We start from the raw sequence: 21409 nt of genomic DNA, 5'->3' as shown, positions 1-21409 counted from the left end.
GGCTCAGTCCGCGTCGGCGAGCACACCGAGGATCTGTTCGCCGTACTTGGCGAGCTTGTTCTCGCCGACGCCGCTGATCCCGGAGAGCTCGGCCAGCGTGGCCGGGGTGTCCGCGGCGATCTGCCGCAGCGTCGCGTCGTGGAAGATCACGTACGCGGGGACGCCCTGCTCCTTGGCGGTCGCTGCCCGCCAGGCGCGCAGCCGCTCGAACGTGCCGGCCGCCTCCGCCGGCAGCTCGGCGACCATGGTGGCCGCGCCCCGGGGCTTGGCGGCGCGGGCCGCCCGTGCCGGGCGGGCCGGCTCGCGGCGCAGCATCACCGTGCGTCGCCGGCCGAGCACCTCGGCGCTGGCCTCGGTGAGCGCCAGCGTGCCGTAGTCGCCCTCGACGGCCAGCAGCCCCTCAGCGAGCAGCTGCCGCACCACGCCGCGCCACTCGGCCTCGCTCAGCTCCTCGCCGATGCCGAAGACGGTCAACGCGTCGTGGCGGTGCTGGACGATCTTGTCGGTGCTGCGGCCCAGCAGGATGTCGACGCAGTGCCCGGCGCCGAAGCGCTGGTTGCGTTCCCGGTCCAGCCGGAACACCGTGGAGAGCAGCTTCTGCGCGGCGATGGTGCCGTCCCACGACTCGGGCGGCTCCAGGCAGGTGTCGCAGTTGCCGCAGGTGCCGTCGAGCGTCTGACCGAAGTAGTCGAGCAGCTGCACCCGCCGGCAGCGTACCGTCTCGCAGAGCGCCAGCATCGCGTCGAGGTGGGCGGCCAGGTTGCGCCGGTGGGCCAGGTCCCCCTCGGAGGTGTCGATCATCTTGCGCTGCTGGACGACGTCCTGGAGCCCGTACGCCAGCCAGGCGGTGGACGGCAGCCCGTCCCGGCCGGCGCGGCCGGTCTCCTGGTAGTACCCCTCGACCGACTTGGGCAGGTCGAGGTGGGCGACGAAGCGGACATCCGGCTTGTCGATGCCCATCCCGAAGGCGATGGTCGCCACCATCACCACGCCGTCGGCGCGCAGGAAACGCTGCTGGTTCGCCGCGCGGGTCGCCGCGTCCAGCCCGGCGTGGTACGGCAGCGCGTCGACCCCGTTGGCGACCAGGAACTCGGCGGTCTTCTCCACCGAGGCCCGGGACAGGCAGTAGACGATGCCCGCCTCGCCGGGGTGCTCGTCGCGCAGCAGGGCGAGCAGTTGCTTGCGCGGCTCCCGCTTCGGCACGATCCGGTACTGGATGTTCGGGCGGTCGAAGCTGGCCACGAACTGCCGCGCCTCGCCCAGACCGAGGCGGGTGACGATCTCGGCCCGGGTGGCGCTGGTCGCGGTGGCGGTCAGGGCGATCCGCGGCACACCCGGCCAGCGCTCGTGCAGCATCGACAGGTTCAGGTAGTCCGGCCGGAAGTCGTGGCCCCACTGCGACACGCAGTGCGCCTCGTCGATGGCGAACAGCCCGATCCGGCCCCGGTCCAGCAAACTCAGCGTGGCCCGGCTGGCCAGCGCCTCCGGCGCGAGGTAGAGCAGATCGATCTCGCCGGCCACGAACTCCGCCTCGACCAGCCGCCGGGTGTCGAGGTCCAGCGTGGAGTTCAGGAAGCCGGCCCGCACGCCGACGGCGGTCAGCGCGTCGACCTGGTCCTGCATCAGCGCGATCAGCGGCGAGATCACCACCGCGACGCCGTCCCGGACCAGCGCCGGGATCTGGTAGCACAGCGACTTGCCGCCGCCGGTCGGCATCAGCACCAGCGCGTCGCCGCCGGCCACCACGTGGTCGATGACCTCCCGCTGGAACCCGCGGAACGAGTCGTACCCGAAGACCCGCCGCAGCGTTTCCAGCGCCGCTGTCACCTTCTCAGCAGGAGGCGCGTCTGAGGTGGCAAGGTCGGTGATGCGCACGTCGGCGGGGGAGGCCATCCGAGGATTCTACGAGCCACACCGCTCGCTGTACGGGCCGCCAGCCTCGGTCGGGTCAACGCGGCAGCCGGAGCGGTGCCGCTGAGCTGGGACGCTCGAACTGTGGACGGTTTCCGCGCGGTCGGCTCGGCGTGTCGACTGCCCACGGTGCCACGGTTCGATGCGAAGTGGCCGTGCGGTTAGATGTGCGGGTGGCGGTGCGGATCGATATTGATGCCCTGCGGATCGCGGCCGGCTCCGTGGCCTGCGACGCGGCGGAGAGACTTCGGAAAGCCGGGCATCCTGAGGTGATCAGGTCGGCTGGTGGGGGAGCCTCCTGCACCATCCGGGAGGAGGGGCAGGCACCGTACGAGGTCTGGGCGGGGATCACGGCGGCGGGGTTCACCGCCGAGTGTGACTGTCCCGCGCCGGAGGAGTTGTGCGGCCACGCGGTGGCGCTCGCGGTCGCTGCCCTGGCGGACGGGTTCAGGTGGTCCTCCCTGGCCACGCCGCCATCGGCCGAGGAGATCGACTCCCGGGTGGCCGAGTTGGCCGAGGTGGCGAGCACCATCTCCGCCCGGCGGCTGGCGCTGCTGATCGCCGAGTGGGCGGTCACCGATCGCGTGCTGGAGTCCCGGCTGCTGGCGTACGCCGGGCGGGTCGGTCCGGTCACCGACGCCGAGCTGGCCGACGTCCGCCGGACCATCGACAGGCTGGCCCACGAGGCGACCAACGGCGACCGCTGGGACCTGCACGATGTGGAGAAGGCGGGCCGGGCGATCGTCGAGGAGGTGCAGGTTCTGGCCCAGCGGCCGGCCAGCATCGAGGCGGTGCTGGTGGTCGAGCGGGCGGCCCGAGCGTGGGACGGGTTGGCCGGCTACCTCAACGACGCCTGGGAGGTCTACGAGGACGAGCCGGCCGAGATCGGTGATGCGCTTCGCGCGGCCCACGTCCAGCTCTGCGAGCAGGCGCAGCCGGATCCCGACGCGCTTGCCGCGCGGCTGACCGAGATCATCGCCGCCGCCGAGGTCGACTCCTGTCTCGACGAGCCGTGGGACTACCTCGGCGTGCTCGGCCGTGACCGGGTCAAGGCGCTGCGCCGCCGCTGATCAGGGCTGGTGGATCCGCCGTTGGGCCGGTCACGGTCATGCGGCGGGCGGGACGGGCACCTGCTTGGCCCAGCGCACGTCACCGTCGGGGTCGACGTAGCAGAAGGCCACCAGCAGGCGCGCCGGGTCGGTCAGCAGCGCGGCCTCCCGGCCCAGCCGGAACACGGCGACGAGGCTGCCGTCACCGAGCGCCCGGGTGGGCAGCCCACCGAGGTCAGCCGGGTCGGCGGTTTCGGCGGCGGCGCCGGCGAGCCAGCCGTAGCGTTCGGACAGCACCTCGTACGCGCCGGCCCAGCTGCGGCCGGTGGCGCCGGCCGCGTCCCAGCCACCGTACGGGCGTATTACCCGAGGGGGAGTGTTCCGCGAATCCAGCAGGACGATGTGGTACCTGCCGGGCCGGCTCGGCCCGGACCAGCGCAGTCGCAGCACGGCCGACTGGCTGTCGGTGTCGCCGCGGACCTGGTTCGCGGCGTCGGGCCAGCCGAGCGCGGCAGCGGCGGCGGGCACCTGGTCTGGCTCCGGCAGGCGGGCCTCGACGGTCACCGCGAGGGTGTCGCCGCCGCGGTCCCACTCCCGCTCGCGGTCGACGAACCGGTGAACCGTGGCCAGTACGGCGACCGTGACCGACACGAGCGCCACCACCCAGCGCAGCCGCGCACCGTGCCTGCCCATGGCCGGAGGATAGCCGCGCTGTCCGGCCCGCGCCGTCGGTCAGCCGACACGACCTCCTAGATCCGCACCCTGACCCGTAGATCGTGTTTCTGCGGGCAGGCGGCAGTGGCCGGCGTGGCGGCGGTGCGTACCGCCGGGCCGGGAAGCGGCGAGCTAGAGTCGCTGTTTGTCCATGCCCGGTCGGTACCGACCGCGGCGCCACGGCTTGGGGGTTGATGGGTGGGCGAGGGGCACACGACCGGTCACCGCGCCGGCGTACCCGGCGAGCAGGCGGGCGAGACGGACACCACGCTGGTCGTGGTCACCGGGCTCTCCGGTGGCGGACGCAGCACCGTGGCCCGGGCGCTGGAGAACGTCGGCTTCTACGTGGTGGACAATCTGCCGCAGGCGTTGCTGCTGGACATGGCCGAGCTGGCCGTGAAGGCGGGCGGCGCGGCCCGGCGTACCGCGATGGTGCTGGACGTGCGGTCCCGGGCCTTCTCCACGGACCTGGCCGAGGCCATCCGGGAGCTGAAGGAGCGTGGCTACGCCCCCCGGGTGGTCTTCGTGGACGCCGACGACGAGGTGCTGATCCGGCGGTTCGAGAGCGTGCGGCGTTCGCATCCGTTGCAGGGCGAGGGGCGGCTCGCGGACGGTATCGCGGTCGAGCGGGGCCTGCTGGAGGAGGCCCGCGACCAGGCCGACGTGATCATCGACACTAGCCACCTCAACGTCAACCAGCTGCGCCGGCGCATCGAGGAGTTGTTCGGCGGGGAGGACGCCCGCCGGCTGCGGCTGACCGTGATCTCCTTCGGCTTCAAGTACGGCCTGCCGCCGGACGCCGATTTCGTGCTCGACGCCCGGTTCCTGCCCAACCCGTACTGGGTGCCGGAGTTGCGCGAGCACACCGGCCGGGAGGAGGCGGTCAGCGCGTACGTGCTGGGGCAGGAGGGCGCGAACGCCTTCGTCACCGCGTACGCGGACCTGGTCAACGCCACCACCGCCGGCTTCGAGCGGGAGGGCAAGCGGTACCTGACCGTGGCGGTCGGCTGCACCGGCGGCAAGCACCGCAGCGTGGCGATCGCCGAGGAGTTGGCCGCCCGGCTGCGCCGTGCCGGGCTGGCCGCCAACGCCCAGCACCGGGACCTGGGGCGGGAATGACGATCCGGGTGGTGGCCTTCGGCGGCGGGCACGGCCTCTCCGTCTCGCTGCGGGCACTGCGCCGCTGCGCCCCGGAGCTGGATCTGGACATCACCGCGGTGGTGACCGTGGGTGACGACGGCGGCTCCAGTGGGCGGCTGCGTGCCGAGCGGGGCGGGCTGCCCCCGGGCGACCTGCGGCAGGCGCTGGTCGCGCTGGCCGGCGACCATCCCGCCACCCGACGCAGTGCCGGGCTGTTCCAGCATCGCTTCGCCGAGGTGGCCGACGGCGGCCGTGACGGGCTGGCCGGGCACGCGGTGGGCAACCTGGTGCTCTGCGGGCTGATGGAGTCGCTGGGCGACCCGGTGGCCGCCCTGGAACACGCCGGGGCGATGCTCGGCGCGGTCGGCCGGGTCCTGCCGATGTCCTGCCAGCCGGTCGACATCGAGGCCCGGGTGCGCGGTGCGGACCCGGGCCGCCCCGACGAGGTGTGCACGGTGCGCGGCCAGCACCAGGTCGCGGTCACCACCGGGCGGGTCGAGTCGCTGCGGCTCACCCCGCAGGCGCCCGCGGCGTGCGCGGAGGCGGTCGCCGCGATCGGCGCGGCCGAATGGTTGATCTTTGGGCCGGGCAGCTGGTACACCAGCGTGCTGCCGCACCTGCTGGTACCGCAGCTGGCGGCGGCGATCCTGGCCAGCCCGGCCCGGCGGCTGGTCACCCTCAACCTCGCCGCCGAGAAGGAGACCCTCGGCCTCTCCGTCGCCGACCACCTGGCGGCGCTGCGCTGGTACCTGCCGGAGTTGGCCGTCGACTTCGTGCTCGCCGACGCCAAGGCGGTCGGCGACCCCGAGCCCGTCGACCGTGCGGCAGAATCGCTGGGAGCCCGACTGGTCCTCGCCCCCGTCGCGGTCGACGACGGTACTCCCCGTCATGATCCGGCCGCCCTGGGCGCCGCCCTGGTGCCCGTACTGGGTGCCGATCGTTAGACACGTACGTAATCTCCGGCGACACGCCGGAACCGGTCCGTGAGGGGACGCACAATGGCGATGACGGCTGCGGTCAAGGACGAGCTGAGTCGGGTCGACGTGCCCAAGCCCTGCTGCCGGCGGGCGGAGATGGCGGCGCTGCTGCGGTTCGCCGGTGGGCTGCACATCGTCTCCGGCCGGGTGGTGGTGGAGGCGGAGCTTGACACCGGCGCGGTGGCCCGCCGGCTGCGGCGGGAGATAGCCGAGGTCTACGGCTACCCGAGCGAGATTCACGTGCTGGCCTCCGGCGGCCTGCGCAAGGGCAGCCACTTCATCGTCCGGGTGGTCAAGGACGGCGAGGCCCTGGCCCGGCAGACCGGCCTGCTGGACGTGCGGGGTCGGCCGGTGCGCGGGCTGCCGCCGCACGTGGTCGCCGCCAACGTCTGCTGCGCGGTGTCGGCCTGGCGGGGCGCGTTCATGGCGCACGGCTCGCTGACCGAGCCGGGCCGGTCCAGCGCCCTGGAGATCACCTGCCCTGGTCCGGAGTCGGCCCTCGCCCTGGTCGGCGCGGCCCGCCGGCTCGGCATCACCGCGAAGAACCGTGAGGTGCGGGGCGTCGACCGGGTGGTGGTCAAGGACGGCGACGCGATCGCCGCGCTGCTCACCCGGATCGGCGCTCACGCCAGCGTGCTGGCCTGGGAGGAGCGCCGGGTGCGCCGCGAGGTGCGGGCCACCGCCAACCGGCTGGCGAATTTCGACGACGCCAACCTGCGACGTTCGGCGCGGGCGGCGGTGGCCGCCGCGGCCCGGGTGACCCGGGCCCTGGAGATCCTCGCCGACGACGCGCCGGAGCACCTGACGTCGGCCGGTCGGCTGCGCCTGGAGCACCGGCAGGCGTCGCTGGAGGAGTTGGGCGCGCTGGCCGACCCGCCGCTGACCAAGGACGCCATCGCGGGGCGGATCCGCCGGTTGCTGGCGCTGGCCGACAAGCGGGCGCGGGACCTGGGCATCCCGGATACCGAAGCGGCCGTCACGCCCGACATGCTCGTGGTCTGATAGGACGGTGGGTCGCCACGGCGCGGGAGGGCCACCACCCGGCGCGGCACGGGTCGGTGCGCTCGGATATGGTCGCTGAGTACGGCAAGGGGGCCGGCAGCGGCGCTCCCCGCCGTACCCACCGCCTCGGGCGGTCAAGGTCCCTCAGGACCGCGGCGGGGTGGCCGAGATGAACCGTCAACGGCCGGCTCCAACGGTCGGCGCACACCACTTCGCCGGCCGAGGGTCTCCACGCCGGCGGACCAGAACGCGAGGAGATGGGACCTGTGACCATCCGGGTTGGCATCAACGGCTTCGGCCGGATCGGCCGTAACTTCTTCCGGGCAGTGCTGGCGTCCGGCGCCGACGTCGAGGTCGTCGCCGTCAACGACCTGACCGACAACGCGACGCTCGCTCACCTGCTCAAGTACGACAGCATCCTGGGCCGGCTCCCGTACGAGGTCAAGGCCACCGCCGACGAGATCACCGTCGGTGGCAAGACCATCAAGGCGTACGCCGAGCGGGACCCGGCCGCCCTGCCCTGGGGTGACCTGAACGTCGACGTCGTGATCGAGTCCACCGGCTTCTTCACCGACGCCACCAAGGCCAAGGCGCACATCGACGGCGGCGCGAAGAAGGTCATCATCTCGGCGCCGGCCAAGAACGAGGACGTCACCGTCGTGATGGGCGTCAACCAGGACCAGTACGACCCGGCCAAGCACACCATCATCTCGAACGCCTCCTGCACCACCAACTGCCTGGCGCCGATGGCGAAGGTGCTGCACGACACGTTCGGCATCAAGCAGGGTCTGATGACCACCATCCACGCGTACACCCAGGACCAGAACCTCCAGGACGCGCCGCACAAGGACCTGCGCCGGGCCCGGGCCGCCGCGCTGAACATCGTGCCGACCTCGACCGGCGCGGCGAAGGCGATCGGCCTGGTGCTGCCGGACCTCAAGGGCAAGCTCGACGGGTACGCGCTGCGGGTGCCGATCCCCACCGGCTCCACCACCGACCTCACCGTGACCGTCGGCCGGGAGACCACGGTGGACGAGGTCAACGCCGCGCTGAAGGCCGCCGCCGACGGCCCGCTCAAGGGCATCCTGGTCTACAACGAGGACCCGATCGTCTCTGCCGACATCGTCACCGACCCGGCGTCGTGCATCTTCGACGCGCCGCTGACCAAGGTGATCGGCAACCAGGTCAAGGTCGTCGGCTGGTACGACAACGAGTGGGGCTACTCGAACCGCCTCGTTGACCTGGTCAAGCTGGTGGGTCAGTCGCTGTGAGTGTGAGGAGCGAGCTTGCGAGCTCCGCAGTCACGAACGGAAGGGTAGCTCTGTGAGCATCCGGACCCTCGACGACCTGCTCGCCGAGGGGGTGTCGGGTCGGCGCGTGCTGGTGCGCGCCGACCTGAACGTCCCGCTCGACAAGCAGACCGGCGCCATCAACGATCATAACTCCGCCTCCGCGCCGCAGGGCGGCGCTCTGGACGGAGTGAGGATCGCGGACGACGGCCGGATCCGGGCGGTGCTGCCGACCGTGGGGGCGCTCACCGAGGCCGGTGCCAAGGTGGTCGTCTGCTCGCACCTGGGCCGGCCGAAGGGCGCGCCGGATCCGCAGTTCAGCCTCGGTCCGGTCGCCGCCCGGCTCGGCGAGTTGCTCGGGGTTCCGGTGCACTTCGCCACCGACACTGTCGGCGACTCCGCCCGGTCCACCGTGGCCGGGCTCGCCGACGGCGAGGTCGCGCTGCTGGAGAACCTCCGCTTCAACAAGGGGGAAACCAGCAAGGACGAGGCCGAGCGGGGCGCCTTCGCCGACCAGTTGGCCGCGCTGGCCGACGCGTACGTGGACGACGCCTTCGGCGCCGTGCACCGCAAGCACGCCAGCGTCTTCGACGTGCCGGCGCGGCTGCCGCACGTCGCCGGTCGCCTGGTGCTGCGCGAGGTGGAGGTTCTCTCCACCCTCACCGGCAACCCCGAGCGGCCCTACGTGGTGGTGCTCGGCGGTTCCAAGGTCTCCGACAAGCTCGCCGTGATCGAGGCGCTGCTGCCCACCGTCGACCGGCTGCTCATCGGCGGCGGCATGTGTTTCACCTTCCTCAAGGCGCAGGGCCACGAGGTGGGCTCCTCGCTGCTGGAGGAGGAGATGGTCGAGACCTGCCGCAACCTGCTGGAGCGTGCCGAGGGCAAGATCTTGCTCCCGGTCGACGTGGTGGCCGCGGACGCCTTCGCCCCGGACGCCGCGCACGACGTGGTCCCGGCGAACGGCATCCCGAGCCACCGGGTCGGGCTCGACATCGGCCCGGAGAGCGTGGCCGGCTTCGCCGCCGCGTTGAAGACCGGCTCGCAGGGGCAGGGTGGCGCCCGGACGATCTTCTGGAACGGCCCGATGGGCGTGTTCGAGATGCCGGCCTTCGCCAACGGCACCCGTGGCGTGGCCGAGGCGATCGCCGAGTCCGAGGCGTTCAGCGTCGTCGGTGGTGGTGACTCGGCCGCGGCGGTGCGGGCGCTGGGGCTGGACGAGAAGTCCTTCGGGCACATCTCGACCGGCGGCGGCGCATCCCTGGAATACCTGGAGGGCAAGACCCTCCCCGGCATCGCGGCCCTGGAGAACTGATGGCGAGCGCTCCCCGCCGGCCGCTGATGGCCGGCAACTGGAAGATGAACCTCAACCACCTTGAGGCGAACCTGCTGGTGCAGAAGCTGGCGGCCAGCCTCAACGAGAAGCAGCTGACCGAGGTGGAGACGGTGGTCCTGCCGCCCTTCACCGACCTGCGCACGGTGCAGACCGTCGTGGAGGGGGACAAGCTGCTGATCGGCTACGGCGCGCAGGACCTTTCGCCGCACGCGTCGGGCGCCTACACCGGTGAGATCGCCGGGTCGATGCTGGCCAAGCTGGGCTGCACGTACGTGGTGGTCGGGCACTCCGAGCGGCGGGCCTACCACCACGAGGACGACGCCCAGGTGCGGGCCAAGGTGCAGGCCGCGCTGGCCAACGACCTCACCCCGATCCTCTGCGTGGGGGAGGGGCTGGAGGTCCGCGAGCAGGGCGGGCACGTGGCGCACTGCTCCGACCAGCTCGACGCGGCGCTCAAGGGACTGCCCGCCGAGCAGGTCACCAAGGTCGTGGTCGCGTACGAGCCGGTCTGGGCGATCGGCACCGGCAAGACGGCCACCCCGTCCGACGCCCAGGAGGTGTGCGGCGCGGTGCGGGCCCGGCTGGCCGAGACCTTCGACCAGGGCACCGCCGAGCAGGTCCGGGTCCTCTACGGCGGGTCGGTGAAATCGTCGAACGTCGCCGCGATCATGGCCCAGCCGGACGTGGACGGCGCCCTGGTGGGCGGCGCCAGCCTGGACGCCGAGGAGTTCGCGAAGATCTGCCGGTTCCCGGAGCACATCACCGGCTGATCGCTCGCTATCCTTGACTCCGCCCGTCCGCCGGTCGGTGCCGCCGTGCCCGAACTGCCCGGGCGAGGATCGTAACGAGAGGACTGACCCCCGCCATGCCGATCTGGTTCGCCTACACGTTGATCGTGTTGCTGGTCATCACGAGCATCCTGCTCACCATGTTCATCCTGCTGCACCGCGGCAAGGGCGGTGGGTTGTCCAGCATGTTCGGCGGTGGCGTCAGCTCCAGCCTGGCCGGCTCGTCGGTGGCCGAGAAGAATCTCGACCGTTACACCGTTCTGGTGGGCATTGTCTGGTTCGCCTGCATCGTCGGGCTCGGGCTCTGGATCCGGCTTCAGGTGGGCGTCTGAGCAGGCCCGTCTAGTCGTACAATCTGCGCGCGGTCCGTCACTCGACGGGCCGCGCGCAGTCCGTTTCACCCGCTGCACCGCGTCGCCCGCCGTCCACCCCTCGACGGCGGTCCCCTCCGACGACAGGAGCGAGCGCCGTGCCGAACGGCAACGTCATCCGGGGCGCCCGGGTCGGGTCCGCGCCCCCACGCCACCCCGAACGTCACCGGCCGGTGCCATGCCGGTCGGTCAGCTACTGGTGCCGCAACGGGCACCGCACCGACATCCGTATCGTCGCCGACGTCCAGGCCCCGACCGTGTGGGACTGCACCCGCTGCGGGTTGCCGGCCGGCCAGGACGCGCAGGATCCCCCGGGGCGGGCCCGGGCCGAGCCGTACAAGACCCATCTGGCGTACGTGAAGGAGCGGCGTACCGACGCGGAGGGCGAGGCGATTCTCGCCGAGGCCCTCGCCGCCCTACGGCATCGCCGAGGCGCCCGCTGAGCCCGCACCGCTCGCCGGCAGCCGGCGCGCGCTGCTTCTAGGTGTTAAGAAGGGGCCCCTTTACCTCACCAGGCGTTAATAAGGGGCCCCTCCTTTCAGCGGAGGCTGCGGAGGCGGGTGGGGACGGAGGCTGCGGCGGCGCGGTCCAGCAGCCAGAGGGTCCGGCCGGTGCCCTGCACGCCGGCCGCCGGAATCTGCACCGGGCCGGCGCCGGCCAGCGCCATGCCGACCGCGTGGGCCTTGTCCGCGCCGCTGGCCACCAGCCACACCTCCTCGGCGCTGTTGATCGTCGGGAGGGTGAGGGTGATCCGCACCGGCGGCGGCTTCGGGCTGCCCCGCACCGCGCTGACCGGTCGGCTCTCGTAGTGCACCGGGTGCTCCGGGAACACCGAGGCGACATGCCCGTCCTCGCCGACGCCGAGCATCAGCACGTCGAAGTGGGGCAGCACGGCGGTGCCGGGCCGGGCCGCCCGGGCGAGTTCGGCCGCGTACCGGGCGGCGGCCTCCTCCGGGTCGGCCCCGGCGTCGGAGGCCGGCATCGGGTGGATCCGGGCCGGGTCCACCGGCAGCGCGTCGAGCAGTGCCGCCCGCGCCTGGGTCTCGTTGCGATCCGGGTCACCGGCGGGCAGGAACCGCTCGTCGCCCCACCAGAAGTCCACCCGGGACCAGTCCACCGCGTCCCGGGCCGGCAACGCGGTCACCGCCCGGTAGACCGCCGCGGCGATCCGGCCGCCGGTGAGCACCACCGACGCCTGGCCGCGGGCGGCCTGCGCGTCGAGCAGCCGCACCACCAACCGGGCGGCGACGGCCTGTGCCAGCAGGTCGGCGTCGGCGTGGACGGCGACACTCGCCTCACTCATGCTGTCCTTCCGAGACCGCGCAGCGGTCGGTGTCGTGCCATCGTCGGCAGGGCGGGAACGGTCAGGATCCGGTGCTCGTGCTCGGGTGCGCGCTGACGCCGGCCTCGGCCCGCTGGGCGGTGGCCGGGTCCTTCCAGACGTGCACCCGCTGGCCGGGCCGCCGGTCCAGGTTGGTCAGCCCGGCGAAGGCGGCCAGCGCCTCCGCGTACACCTGGTCGGGGCCGAGCCGGCGCAGCTCCTCGGCCAACTCGTCGCCGAGTGGCCGGCGCACCAGGGGCAGGATCCGGTCCTCCTGGCCGCTGCGCCGGAACACGGCGACGCTGTCGTCCCGGGTCAGCGTCAGCTCGTCGCCGTTGGCGCAGCGCAGCTGCACCTCGCGCATGCGCGGGAACTCCCTGGTCCGCTCCCAGCGCGGCTTGATGCCCAGCCGGCTGCGCAACCAGCCGCGCATCAGCGCGGCCGTCGGGTCGGTCGGCGGCGCGGCCACCGCCGCCTCGGTGAGCTGCGCCTCGGTGGTGTCGAACGCGCCCGCGACCAGGGTGCGCCACGGGGTGATCCGGGTCCAGGCGAGGTCGGTGTCGCCGGGGGCGTAGTCCCGGGCACGCTGCCGCAGCGCCTCGATCGGGTCGGCCGCCTGGGCGGCGTCGGTGATCCGCCGGTCGGCGACCACCCCGAGAAAGTCGGTGGCGATCTCGTCCGGCGGTTCGCCGTGCCACCACGTCACCACCGGCACGTCCGGCACCAGCAGCGGCATCACCACCGACTCGGCGTGCAGCGCCAACCGCCCGTACATCCGCATCACCACGGCCTCGCACGGGCCCAGCCGCCCGCCGACCACGATCTCCGCGTCCAGCCGGTTGCGATCCCGGTCGACGTCGGAGCGGACCACCACCAGCAGCCGGCACGGGTGCGCGGCGGCGGCGATCGTCGCGGCGGCCTCCGCCTCGCGGACCCGCTTCTCGTCCACCACCACGATCAGCGTCAGCGCCATGCCGCTGGCCACCCCGCCAGCGCTGCGCCGCTCGGCGCCGAGCGCCTTGACCACCTCGTTGCCGGTGGTGTCCCACAGTCCGATCAACGGAGCCTCCTGGTTCGTTCGGGGTGCGCGGTCACGCCCGCCGCCACGCCCGGCCCTCGCGGGCCAGCATCTCGTCGGCGGCCCGGGGACCCCACTCGCCGGACCGGTAGTTCTCGGGCTTCGTACCCGCCCAGGCGTGTTCCAGCGGGTCCACCACGGCCCAGCTCTGTTCGACCTCGGCGGCGTCCGGGAAGAGCGTCCGGTCGCCGATCAGCACGTCCAGCACCAGCCGCTCGTACGCCTCCGGGCTGGACTCGGTGAACGCCTCGCCGTACTGGAAGTCCATCGCGATGTCGCGGACCTCCATCGTGGTGCCGGGCACCTTGGAGCCGAACTTGAGCACCACGCCCTCGTCCGGCTGGACCCGGATGACCAGCTGGTTGTTGCCGAGCATCTCCATGTCGGCCGGGTTGAACGGCAGGTGCGGGGCCTGCTTGAACATCACCGCGACCTCGGTCACCCGGCGCGGGAGCCGCTTGCCGGCGCGGATGTAGAACGGCACCTCGGCCCAGCGGCGGTTCTGGATGCCGAGCCGGACCGCCACGTACGTCTCGGTGGTCGAGGTCGCCGGGACGCCGTCCTCCTCCAGGTAGCCCTTGGCCCGCTGGCCACCGACCCAGCCGGGCAGGTACTGCCCGCGTACGGTGCCCTGCGCGACGTCCTTCGGCAGGGTGATGGCCTTGAGCACCTTGAGCTTCTCGGCCCGGATCTCGTCGGCGTCGAAGCTGGTCGGCTCCTCCATCGCGACCAGGGCGAGCAGTTGCAGCAGGTGGTTCTGGAGCACGTCGCGGGCGGTGCCGACCGAGTCGTAGAAGCCGGCCCGGCTGCCGATCCCGACGTCCTCGGCCATGGTGATCTGCACCGAGTCGACGTACTGCGAGTTCCACAACGGCTCGAAGAGGCTGTTGGCGAAGCGCAGGGCGAGGATGTTCTGGACGGTCTCCTTGCCCAGGTAGTGGTCGATGCGGAACACGTCCCGCCGGGTGAACACGTCGTCGACCAGGTCGTTGAGCGACTTCGCGGACGGCAGGTCGTGCCCGAACGGCTTCTCCACCACCACCCGGCGCCAGCCGCCGCACTTCTCGTTGTCGGCCATGCCGGTGCGGGCCAGCTGCTTGAGCACCACCGGGAAGGCCGCCGGTGGGATGGAGAAGTAGAACGCCGCGTTGCCGTGGATGCCGTGGCTGTCGCGCAGGCTCTCCAGGCAGTGCGCGAGATTGTCGAAGGCGGCGTCGTCGTCGAACGAGCCACCGACGAACTTGATGTTGTGCTCCAGCCGGGACCAGACCTCCTCCCGCCACGGTGTCCGGGAGTGTGCCTTGGCCGCCTCGCGGGCCAGCGAGGCGAAGTCGCCGTCGCCCCAGTCCCGCCGGGCGAAGCCGACGACCACGAAACCGGGCGGCAGCAGCCCCCGGTTGGCCAGGTCGTAGACCGCGGGCAACAGCTTCTTCTGGGCCAGGTCACCGGTGACTCCGAAGATCACCAGAGCGCAGGGCTCCGGAATCCGCGGCAACCGCCGGTCCTGCGGGTCGCGCAGCGGGTTCACTCTGTCTCCTCTGTTCGCGACTGCGGGGCTCGCAGGATCGGCTCACTCCTCGCGCTCACGGTGCCTTCCCGATCCTGGTCGTCCACATCGTTCATCGTCATGCCCGCAGCGACCCGGCCGCATCGAGCAGCTGGGCCAGGCCCGCCGACCGCTCGGTCAGGTGCAGGCGCAGCAGCGGGCGTTCGCGACCGGCCAGGGCGCGCCGGTCGCCGGCGGCCTGTGCCGCCTGAAGTTCCCCGAAGCAGTACGGCTCTCCGGGCACCGGCAGATCAACATCGACCGCACCGGTTACCTGAAGAAAACTACCCACCCGTGGACCGTCCGTGTGGTACCGCCCGGTGGAGTGCCGGTGGCGCGGGCCCCAACCGAAGGTGACCGGCCGTCCGGTGACCTCGGCCAGCAGCGGACGCAGCCGGGCCGCCACGGCGTCGGCCTGCCGGTCCAGGTACGCGGTCACCGCCAGGTAGCCCGCGTCGCCGACCCCGGCCAGCAGGTGCCGCAGCGCGCCGGCCAGGTCGCCCGGGGCGCCGGCGGGCGGGTACACCTCGATCGCGCCCTCGGTCGACGACGGCGCCGGTGCCGGCGGCGAATCCGCGGCGAGGATTGCCGCGGTGTGGCCCTCGGCCACGGTCACGTCCGGCTGCGCGAACGGGTCGACCCCGAGCACGGTGGCGGCGACCGCGGTGGCGTACTCCCAGGCCAGGAAGTGGGCGCCGAGCGGCCCGTTGACCGCGATGTCGGGTGCCGCGCCGGGAGCGGGCACCGCACCGGCGGCGAGCGCGCCGCCGTAGCTGACGGCGAGCACGTCCGGTCCGGTCAGGCCGGGGCTGTCCGGCGACTCGACCACCACGGGCAGGAGCCCGCGGCCGTCCCTGCCGGTGGACTCGGCGAGCAGCTGTTCCACCCAGTCACCGAGCCCCTCGATGCCGGTGCCGTCGGGCACCAGGGCGATCTTGTCCCGTCCCGCCGTCGCGGCGGCGGCGAGCGCGGCGCCGAGCGCCAGGCCGGGATTGCCGTCCGCCCGGTCCAGCGTCGCCGCGAACGCCTCGGCCTGGTCGAGCAGGTCGGCCACCGGGACACCGGCCAGCGCGCACGGCACCAGCCCGAACGCGGTCAGCGCCGAGTAGCGGCCGGCCACCTCGGGATCGGCGAACACGGTGATCGCGCCCAACTCGGCCGCGACTGCCTCCAGCGGCGATCCCGGGTCGGTGACCACGACGAAGTGCCGGCCCGCCTCGGCTTCGGTCATCCCCGCGTCCAGGAACGCCGACCAGTAGGCCCGGCGGTGGCTGTCGGTCTCCACCGTGCCGGACCTGCCGGCCAGCACGACCACGGTGCGGGTCAGCCGATCGGCGAGCGTGGCGCGGACCTGCCCCGGATCGGTGCTGTCGAGCACGGTCAGCGGCCGGCCGGTGGTGCGCGCGATGACCTCGGGCGCGAGCGAGGCGTCGCCCGGGCCGGCGAGCACCACGTGATCCAGGTCGGCCAGTTCCGCGGTCAGCTCGGCGAGCTGGGGGAGCAGCTCGCGGCTGCGCCGGTGGGTGTCCACCCAGCCGAGCCCGGCGCGGGCACCGGCCGCCGCCGGACCCCAGAGTGTCGGGTCCTTGGCGGCCAGCCGGCCCGGCACACCGGCGTCGACCAGCGCCTGCCGGGTGGCGGCCGGCGCGCCGCCGTCGACGGCCCCCGCGCCGTACACCGCGAGCCCGCCAGCGGCCTCGGCCGCTGCGGCCAGCGGCTCACCCACGCCGCCGCCCCATCGTCGGGGCGGCGGCGTGGGGGACGCCGGGTCGTTCCGTCACCCAGTTGCTCCGGCGCGCGCCGCGGTCAGCGACTTCTGTACGCCGGCGGCCAGCTCGTTCCAGCTCGCCTCGAACTTCTCCACGCCCTCACGCTCCAGCGTGTCGATCACGTCGGACATGTCCACGCCCACCCAGTCGAGGTCGGCGAAGACCTGCCGGGCGTGGTCGTACGCGCCGGTGATGGTGTCCGGACGGGTCTCACCGTGGTCGGCCCACGCGTGGATGACCGATTCCGGCATGGTGTTCACCGTGCCGGGGGCGATCAGCTCCTCGACGTAGATCACGTCCCGGTAGTCCGGGTTCTTGGTCGAGGTGGAGGCCCAGAGCGGGCGCTGCGGGTGCGCACCGGCGTCGGCCAGCGCCTGCCAGCGGTCGCTGGAGAAGACCTCGCCGTAGCGCTCGTACGCCAGCCGGGCGTTGGCGACGGCGGCCTTGCCACGCAGCGCCCTGGCCTGATCCGAGCCGATCTTCTCCAGCCGCTTGTCGACCTCGGTGTCGACCCGGGAGACGAAGAACGAGGCCACCGAGCCGATCTTCGACAGGTCGTGGCCGTTGGCCCGGGCCTGCTCCAGGCCGGCGAGGAACGCCTCCATCACCTGCGAGTAGCGGTCCAGCCCGAAGATGAGCGTCACGTTGACGCTGATCCCCTCGGCCAGGGTGGCGGTGATCGCCGGCAGGCCGGCCTCGGTCGCCGGGATCTTGATGAACAGGTTCGGTCGGTCGACCAGCCACCAGAGCGCCTTGGCCTCGGCGACGGTCCGCTCCGACTCGTGGGCCAGCCGCGGATCGACCTCGATCGAGACCCGGCCGTCCACGCCGGCACTGGCGTCGTACGACGGGCGCATCACGTCGCAGGCCCACCGCACGTCGTACGTGGTGAGCATGCGGACGGCCTCTTCGATGTCGACGCCCCGGACGGCCAGGTCACGCAGCTGCCAGTCGTACTCGGTGGCGTCGCCCAACGCCTTCGCGAAGATGGTCGGGTTGGTGGTGACCCCGACCACGTGCTTCTCCTGGCGGAGCTGGTCCAGCCCGCCGGAGGAGAGTCGTACCCGGGAAAGATCGTCGAGCCAGACCGCCACTCCCGCAGCGGTCAGCTCGCCCAGCCTGTCGGTCGTCATGTGCGCCAACGCTCCCCTCAGTTGCCGGTGGTGAAACCGGTGATGTCGCCGACCCGGGTCAGCGCCGCGTGGGCGGCGGCGACGATCCGGTCGGGGGTGAAGCCGAACTGCTCGAAGAGCACGGAGTGCGGGGCACTCGCGCCGTAGTGCTCCAGGCTGACGCTCTCGCCGCAGTCGCCGACGATGCCGCGCCAGGACATCGCGATGCCCGCCTCCACGCTCACCCGGGCCTTTACCCCGCGCGGCAGCACCGACTCCCGGTACGCCTCGTCCTGCGCGTAGAACCACTCCTGGCAGGGCATCGAGACGACCCGGGTGGGGGTGCCGCCGGCCTCCAGCCGCTCCCGGGCGGTCAGGCAGAGCTGCACCTCCGAGCCGGTACCGACGATGATCACCTCCGGCTTGCCGTTGGACGCCTCGGCCAGCACGTAACCGCCCTTGGCGGCCCCGTCGGCCCCGCCCAGCGTCGACCGGTCCAGGGTCGGCAGCGGCTGCCGGCTCAGCGCCAGCGCGGTCGGCCGGTCGGTGTGCTCCAGCGCCTGCCGCCAGGCCCACGCCGTCTCGTTGGCGTCGGCGGGGCGGACCACGTCCAGGCCGGGGATGGCCCGCAGCGCGGTCAGGTGCTCCACCGGCTGGTGGGTCGGGCCGTCCTCGCCGAGGCCGATGGAGTCGTGCGTCCAGACGTAGACCACCGGCAGCTTCATCAGCGCGGCCAGGCGCACCGAGGGGCGCATGTAGTCGCTGAACACCAGGAAGGTGCCGCCGTACGGGCGGGTGCCACCGTGCAGGGCGATGCCGTTGAGGATCGCGCCCATGGCGTGCTCGCGGATGCCGAAGTGCAGCGTCCGGCCGTACTCGTGGCCGGGGAACTCCTTGGTCGCGTACTGGCTGGGGACGAAGGAGGGCTCGCCCTTCATCGTGGTGTTGTTGCTCTCGGCCAGGTCCGCCGAGCCGCCCCAGAGCTCGGGCAGCACCGGCGCGAGCGCGGCCAGCACCTTGCCGGAGGCGGCCCGGGTGGCCACGCCCTTCGCGTCGGCCGGGAACTCGGGCAGCGCGTCGGCCCAACCCTCGGGCAGCGTACGGCCGGCCAGCCGGTCGTAGAGAGCCCGGCGTTCCGGGTTGGCCTCGGCCCAGGCGTCGAAGGCGGCCGTCCACTGCCGCTGGGCGGCCTCGCCGCGGCGCAGCGCCTGGCGGGTGTGGCCGAGCACCTCCTCGGTGACCTCGAACGATCCGGCCGGGTCGAAGCCGAGGATCTGCTTGGTGGCGGCCACCTCGTCGCCGCCCAGCGCCGAGCCGTGGATCTTGCCGGTGTTCTGCTTGTTCGGCGCCGGCCAGCCGATGATGGTGCGCAGCGCGATGAACGACGGGCGGCCGGTCTCCGCCCTGGCGGCCAGCAGCGCCTGGTACAGCTCGGCCACGTTCTCGTGGTAGTCGCCCTGGTCGGCGTCGCCGCGCCGCCAGTCGACCGTCTGCACGTGCCAGCCGTACGCCGTGTAGCGGGCCGCCACGTCCTCGCTCATCGCGATCCGGGTGTCGTCCTCGATCGAGATCTCGTTGTCGTCGTAGATCAGGCAGAGGTTGCCCAGCTGCTGGTGCCCGGCCAGGGCGCTGGCCTCGTGGCTGATGCCCTCCTCGATGTCGCCGTCCGAGGCGATGCACCAGATGTGGTGGTCGAAGACCGACTCGCCCGGCTCGGCCTCCGGGTCGAACAGGCCGCGCTCGCGGCGCGCCGCCATCGCCATCCCGACGGCGTTGCCCAGGCCCTGCCCGAGCGGGCCGGTGGTGGTCTCCACGCCCGGGGTGTGCCCGTGCTCGGGGTGACCCGGGGTGAGCGAGCCCCACTGCCGCAGCGACTTCAGGTCGTCCAGGCTCAGCGGGTAGCCGGCGAGGAAGAGCTGGATGTAGAGCGTCAGGCTGGAGTGGCCGGCGGAGAGCACGAAGCGGTCCCGGCCGGGCCAGAGCGGATCGGCGGGACTGTGCCGCATGACCCGGTTGAACAGCAGGTACGCCGCGGGGGCGAGACTCATCGCCGTGCCCGGGTGGCCGTTGCCGGATTTCTCCACGGCATCCATGGCCAGCACGCGGACGGTGTCCACGGCACGGCGGTCAAGATCGGACCAGTCAAGAGCGGAATGCTCGGGTCGGTTGGCAGCCACGGTGGTTTGTGCTCCTCGGCGAGATGGGCGGAACCCTCACTGGTGACCCTATCGAGCGCTGCTAAACGTGTGCCCGAGGATCTCAGCATGCTGGTCTGTACGGTTCCGGCCGGCGCCCCGGTTCACCCCCGGTTCAGCCGCAGGTGTGACGGCCCGCACCGTTGCCGGGTCGCCCGGGCAGCCAAAACGACAACGCGTAGTGTGTGGGGCGGCGTGTGGACCCGAGCCGGGTCCGGTCCGCCCTGACCTCCCCTGCCGAAGCCGGAAGGTGGCAATCCGTGAGCATGGTCACCGAGCGTCCCGTCAGTAACCCTGCCGGGCGTACGCCGGTGCGCGCCACGGAGGAGCTGCCGGTCCGCTCCCGCGACCTGCGGGTGGTGATCGCGGCGTACGTGTCGCTGACCAAGCCGCGGATCGTGGAGCTGCTGCTGGTCACCACCGTGCCGGCGATGATGCTCGCGCACGGCGGGATGCCGTCGTTGTGGCTGGTCGCGGTGGTGCTGGTGGGTGGCTCGCTCGCGGCCGGCGCGGCCAGCGTGCTCAACTGCTACATCGACCGGGACATCGACCAGTTGATGCGGCGGACCAAGCGGCGGCCGCTGCCGGCGCACACCGTCACGCCCCGCAACGCTCTGATCTTCGGCCTGGTGCTGGCGGCGGTCTCGATCACGCTGATGGCGGCCTTCACCAACCTGCTCGCCACCGGGCTCACGCTGGCCGCGATCGTCTACTACGACCTCGTCTACACGCTCTGGCTCAAGCGCACCACCGCGGCGAACACCTTCTGGGGCGGGGCCTGCGGGGCCGCGCCGGTGCTGATCGGCTGGGCGGCGGTGACCGGCTCGCTGTCGCCGGTGGCCTGGGCGCTCTTCGCGGTGGTCTTCTTCTGGCAGATGCCGCACTTCTATCCACTGGCCATGAAGTACAAGGCCGACTACGCCCGGGCCGGCATCCCGATGCTGCCGGTGGTGGCCTCGGTGCGGCGGGTCAACGCCGAGATCCTGCTGTTCGCCTGGCTGACGGTGCTGACCTCGCTGGCGCCCTGGGCGCTCGGCCTGAGCCCGGTCTACGGCGTGCCGACGCTGGTGGTGGGCGTGGTCTTCCTGGTCGAGGCGCACAAGCTCGCCGGCCGGGCCAGCCGGGGCGAGCCGGTCAAGCCGATGCGGCTGTTCCACTGGTCGACGACGTACCTGACCATCGTCTTCGCCGCCGCCGCGCTCGACGCCCTCCTCTAAAGGTGTAAGGAAGGGCCCCTTCTTAACGCCTGCGGTAGAGGAAGGGCCCCTTTTTAACAGTCCCGAGGGCGCTGTCCGGTTTGTTGGCGGTTGGTGCCGATCTGCGGCGTCGCATTATCCCTTTTGATGGTGATAAAACCGGGCGAAAAACCTTTCCTCTTCCTTAAACTTGCAGGTAATCGGCATCACAAAAGCCTCACGGTTCTCACCCGACCGGGTGCATGTCTGCTTAGGCTTCGCGTTATGGCAGATGGTTCCGATACGACGCTGACGGCTGATCAGGCCGCCTCCGGACAGGCCCCCAACGGGCTCGTCGCGGGCATCAAGTCGTTCGCCGCCGGGCACGGCGGGGCGAAGGCGGTCATCGAGTACGTCGGCAAGCGCGGTGCACGCATCGTCCTCGTGGGTTCGGACGGCGCGTGGGGCGACCAGTTCGCGGAGGACACCGGCGTGGCCCGCGAGGCCTGCGCAAAGGCCGGAGTCACCGTGGAGAACGCCTGGGAACGGGAACTGATGGACCAGATGCGCCCGAGCAACGACCTCTGGCGTTCGATGGCGCGCCGCACGATGGCCCGCTGAGATAGCTACTGAGACGGA

The 21409-nt window shown here is 72.3% G+C and carries 19 protein-coding genes; 11 read left to right on the top strand and 8 right to left on the bottom strand.

The window, feature by feature from the left end; translation table 11 throughout:
• Window positions 1-3 precede the first annotated feature (3 nt).
• A complete protein-coding gene (recQ, locus tag ACQPYA_RS22445) occupies window positions 4-1893 on the bottom strand; it encodes a DNA helicase RecQ (RefSeq protein ID WP_433529067.1) in 1890 nt (629 codons plus the stop codon).
• A gap of 191 nt (window positions 1894-2084) precedes the next feature.
• Between recQ and ACQPYA_RS22440 the strand changes: the two genes are divergently transcribed.
• Complete coding sequence (locus tag ACQPYA_RS22440) at window positions 2085-2981, top strand: hypothetical protein (RefSeq protein ID WP_433529066.1); 897 nt, start codon at window positions 2085-2087, stop codon at window positions 2979-2981.
• Window positions 2982-3017: 36 nt separating this feature from the next.
• On the opposite strand, the gene ACQPYA_RS22435 is transcribed toward ACQPYA_RS22440, so the two are convergent.
• Complete coding sequence (locus tag ACQPYA_RS22435; protein ID WP_433529065.1) at window positions 3018-3653, bottom strand: hypothetical protein; 636 nt, start codon at window positions 3651-3653, stop codon at window positions 3018-3020.
• A gap of 219 nt (window positions 3654-3872) precedes the next feature.
• On the opposite strand from ACQPYA_RS22435, the gene rapZ reads away from it, so the two are divergent.
• The 8 genes from rapZ (at window position 3873) to ACQPYA_RS22395 (ending at window position 11017) form a co-directional block, all read left to right on the top strand.
• A complete protein-coding gene (gene rapZ, locus ACQPYA_RS22430) occupies window positions 3873-4793 on the top strand; it encodes an RNase adapter RapZ (RefSeq protein WP_433529064.1) in 921 nt (306 codons plus the stop codon).
• The gene (locus ACQPYA_RS22425) at window positions 4790-5758 is read left to right on the top strand and encodes a gluconeogenesis factor YvcK family protein (protein WP_433529063.1); all 969 of its coding nucleotides are present in this window, start codon (window positions 4790-4792) and stop codon (window positions 5756-5758) included. Before rapZ ends, ACQPYA_RS22425 begins: the two co-directional genes overlap by 4 nt.
• A gap of 54 nt (window positions 5759-5812) precedes the next feature.
• Window positions 5813-6793, top strand: coding sequence for a DNA-binding protein WhiA (whiA, locus tag ACQPYA_RS22420; RefSeq protein ID WP_433529062.1), 981 nt, complete (start codon window positions 5813-5815; stop codon window positions 6791-6793).
• A 266-nt stretch (window positions 6794-7059) separates the two neighbouring features.
• Entirely contained in the window at window positions 7060-8064 is a 1005-nt protein-coding gene (gene gap / locus ACQPYA_RS22415; protein ID WP_433529061.1) for a type I glyceraldehyde-3-phosphate dehydrogenase, read from the top strand.
• Window positions 8065-8116: 52 nt separating this feature from the next.
• The gene (locus ACQPYA_RS22410; protein ID WP_433529060.1) at window positions 8117-9394 is read left to right on the top strand and encodes a phosphoglycerate kinase; all 1278 of its coding nucleotides are present in this window, start codon (window positions 8117-8119) and stop codon (window positions 9392-9394) included.
• Window positions 9394-10185 (top strand): triose-phosphate isomerase, encoded by a 792-nt coding sequence (gene tpiA / locus ACQPYA_RS22405; RefSeq protein ID WP_433529059.1) that lies wholly within the window; start codon window positions 9394-9396, stop codon window positions 10183-10185. The genes ACQPYA_RS22410 and tpiA overlap by 1 nt, the downstream gene beginning before the upstream one ends.
• Window positions 10186-10280: 95 nt before the next feature.
• Window positions 10281-10535, top strand: coding sequence for a preprotein translocase subunit SecG (gene secG / locus ACQPYA_RS22400; protein ID WP_433529058.1), 255 nt, complete (start codon window positions 10281-10283; stop codon window positions 10533-10535).
• A 137-nt stretch (window positions 10536-10672) separates the two neighbouring features.
• A complete protein-coding gene (locus ACQPYA_RS22395; RefSeq protein WP_433529057.1) occupies window positions 10673-11017 on the top strand; it encodes an RNA polymerase-binding protein RbpA in 345 nt (114 codons plus the stop codon).
• 95 nt (window positions 11018-11112) lie between these two features.
• Here the strand turns inward: ACQPYA_RS22395 and pgl are convergent, their stop codons facing one another.
• From pgl to tkt, 6 genes are all read right to left on the bottom strand, one after another.
• A complete protein-coding gene (gene pgl, locus ACQPYA_RS22390) occupies window positions 11113-11877 on the bottom strand; it encodes a 6-phosphogluconolactonase (protein ID WP_433529056.1) in 765 nt (254 codons plus the stop codon).
• 61 nt (window positions 11878-11938) lie between these two features.
• Window positions 11939-12955, bottom strand: a complete 1017-nt coding sequence (locus ACQPYA_RS22385; RefSeq protein ID WP_433529055.1) for a glucose-6-phosphate dehydrogenase assembly protein OpcA — start codon at window positions 12953-12955, stop codon at window positions 11939-11941.
• 31 nt (window positions 12956-12986) lie between these two features.
• Window positions 12987-14501, bottom strand: a complete 1515-nt coding sequence (gene zwf, locus ACQPYA_RS22380) for a glucose-6-phosphate dehydrogenase (RefSeq protein ID WP_433529054.1) — start codon at window positions 14499-14501, stop codon at window positions 12987-12989.
• A 97-nt stretch (window positions 14502-14598) separates the two neighbouring features.
• Complete coding sequence (locus ACQPYA_RS22375; RefSeq protein ID WP_433529053.1) at window positions 14599-16245, bottom strand: glucose-6-phosphate isomerase; 1647 nt, start codon at window positions 16243-16245, stop codon at window positions 14599-14601.
• Window positions 16246-16296: 51 nt separating this feature from the next.
• Window positions 16297-17421, bottom strand: coding sequence for a transaldolase (tal, locus tag ACQPYA_RS22370; RefSeq protein WP_433529052.1), 1125 nt, complete (start codon window positions 17419-17421; stop codon window positions 16297-16299).
• A gap of 17 nt (window positions 17422-17438) precedes the next feature.
• Window positions 17439-19577, bottom strand: coding sequence for a transketolase (gene tkt / locus ACQPYA_RS22365; RefSeq protein ID WP_433529051.1), 2139 nt, complete (start codon window positions 19575-19577; stop codon window positions 17439-17441).
• Between the two features lie 278 nt (window positions 19578-19855).
• Here tkt and ACQPYA_RS22360 point away from each other — a divergent pair, with 278 nt between their 5' ends.
• Together ACQPYA_RS22360 and ACQPYA_RS22355 are read left to right on the top strand one after the other, a co-directional pair.
• Window positions 19856-20812: a heme o synthase gene (locus ACQPYA_RS22360; protein ID WP_433529050.1), complete on the top strand. Its 957-nt coding sequence runs from the start codon at window positions 19856-19858 to the stop codon at window positions 20810-20812.
• A gap of 243 nt (window positions 20813-21055) precedes the next feature.
• Window positions 21056-21391 carry a hypothetical protein gene (locus ACQPYA_RS22355; RefSeq protein WP_433529049.1) on the top strand — a complete coding sequence of 112 codons (336 nt, stop codon included), beginning with the start codon at window positions 21056-21058 and terminating at the stop codon, window positions 21389-21391.
• Window positions 21392-21409: the final 18 nt, after the last annotated feature.

This window comes from Micromonospora sp. CA-263727, assembly GCF_050942455.1.
Taxonomy (GTDB): domain Bacteria; phylum Actinomycetota; class Actinomycetes; order Mycobacteriales; family Micromonosporaceae; genus Micromonospora.
This window is presented reverse-complemented; position numbering and strand designations above follow the sequence as displayed.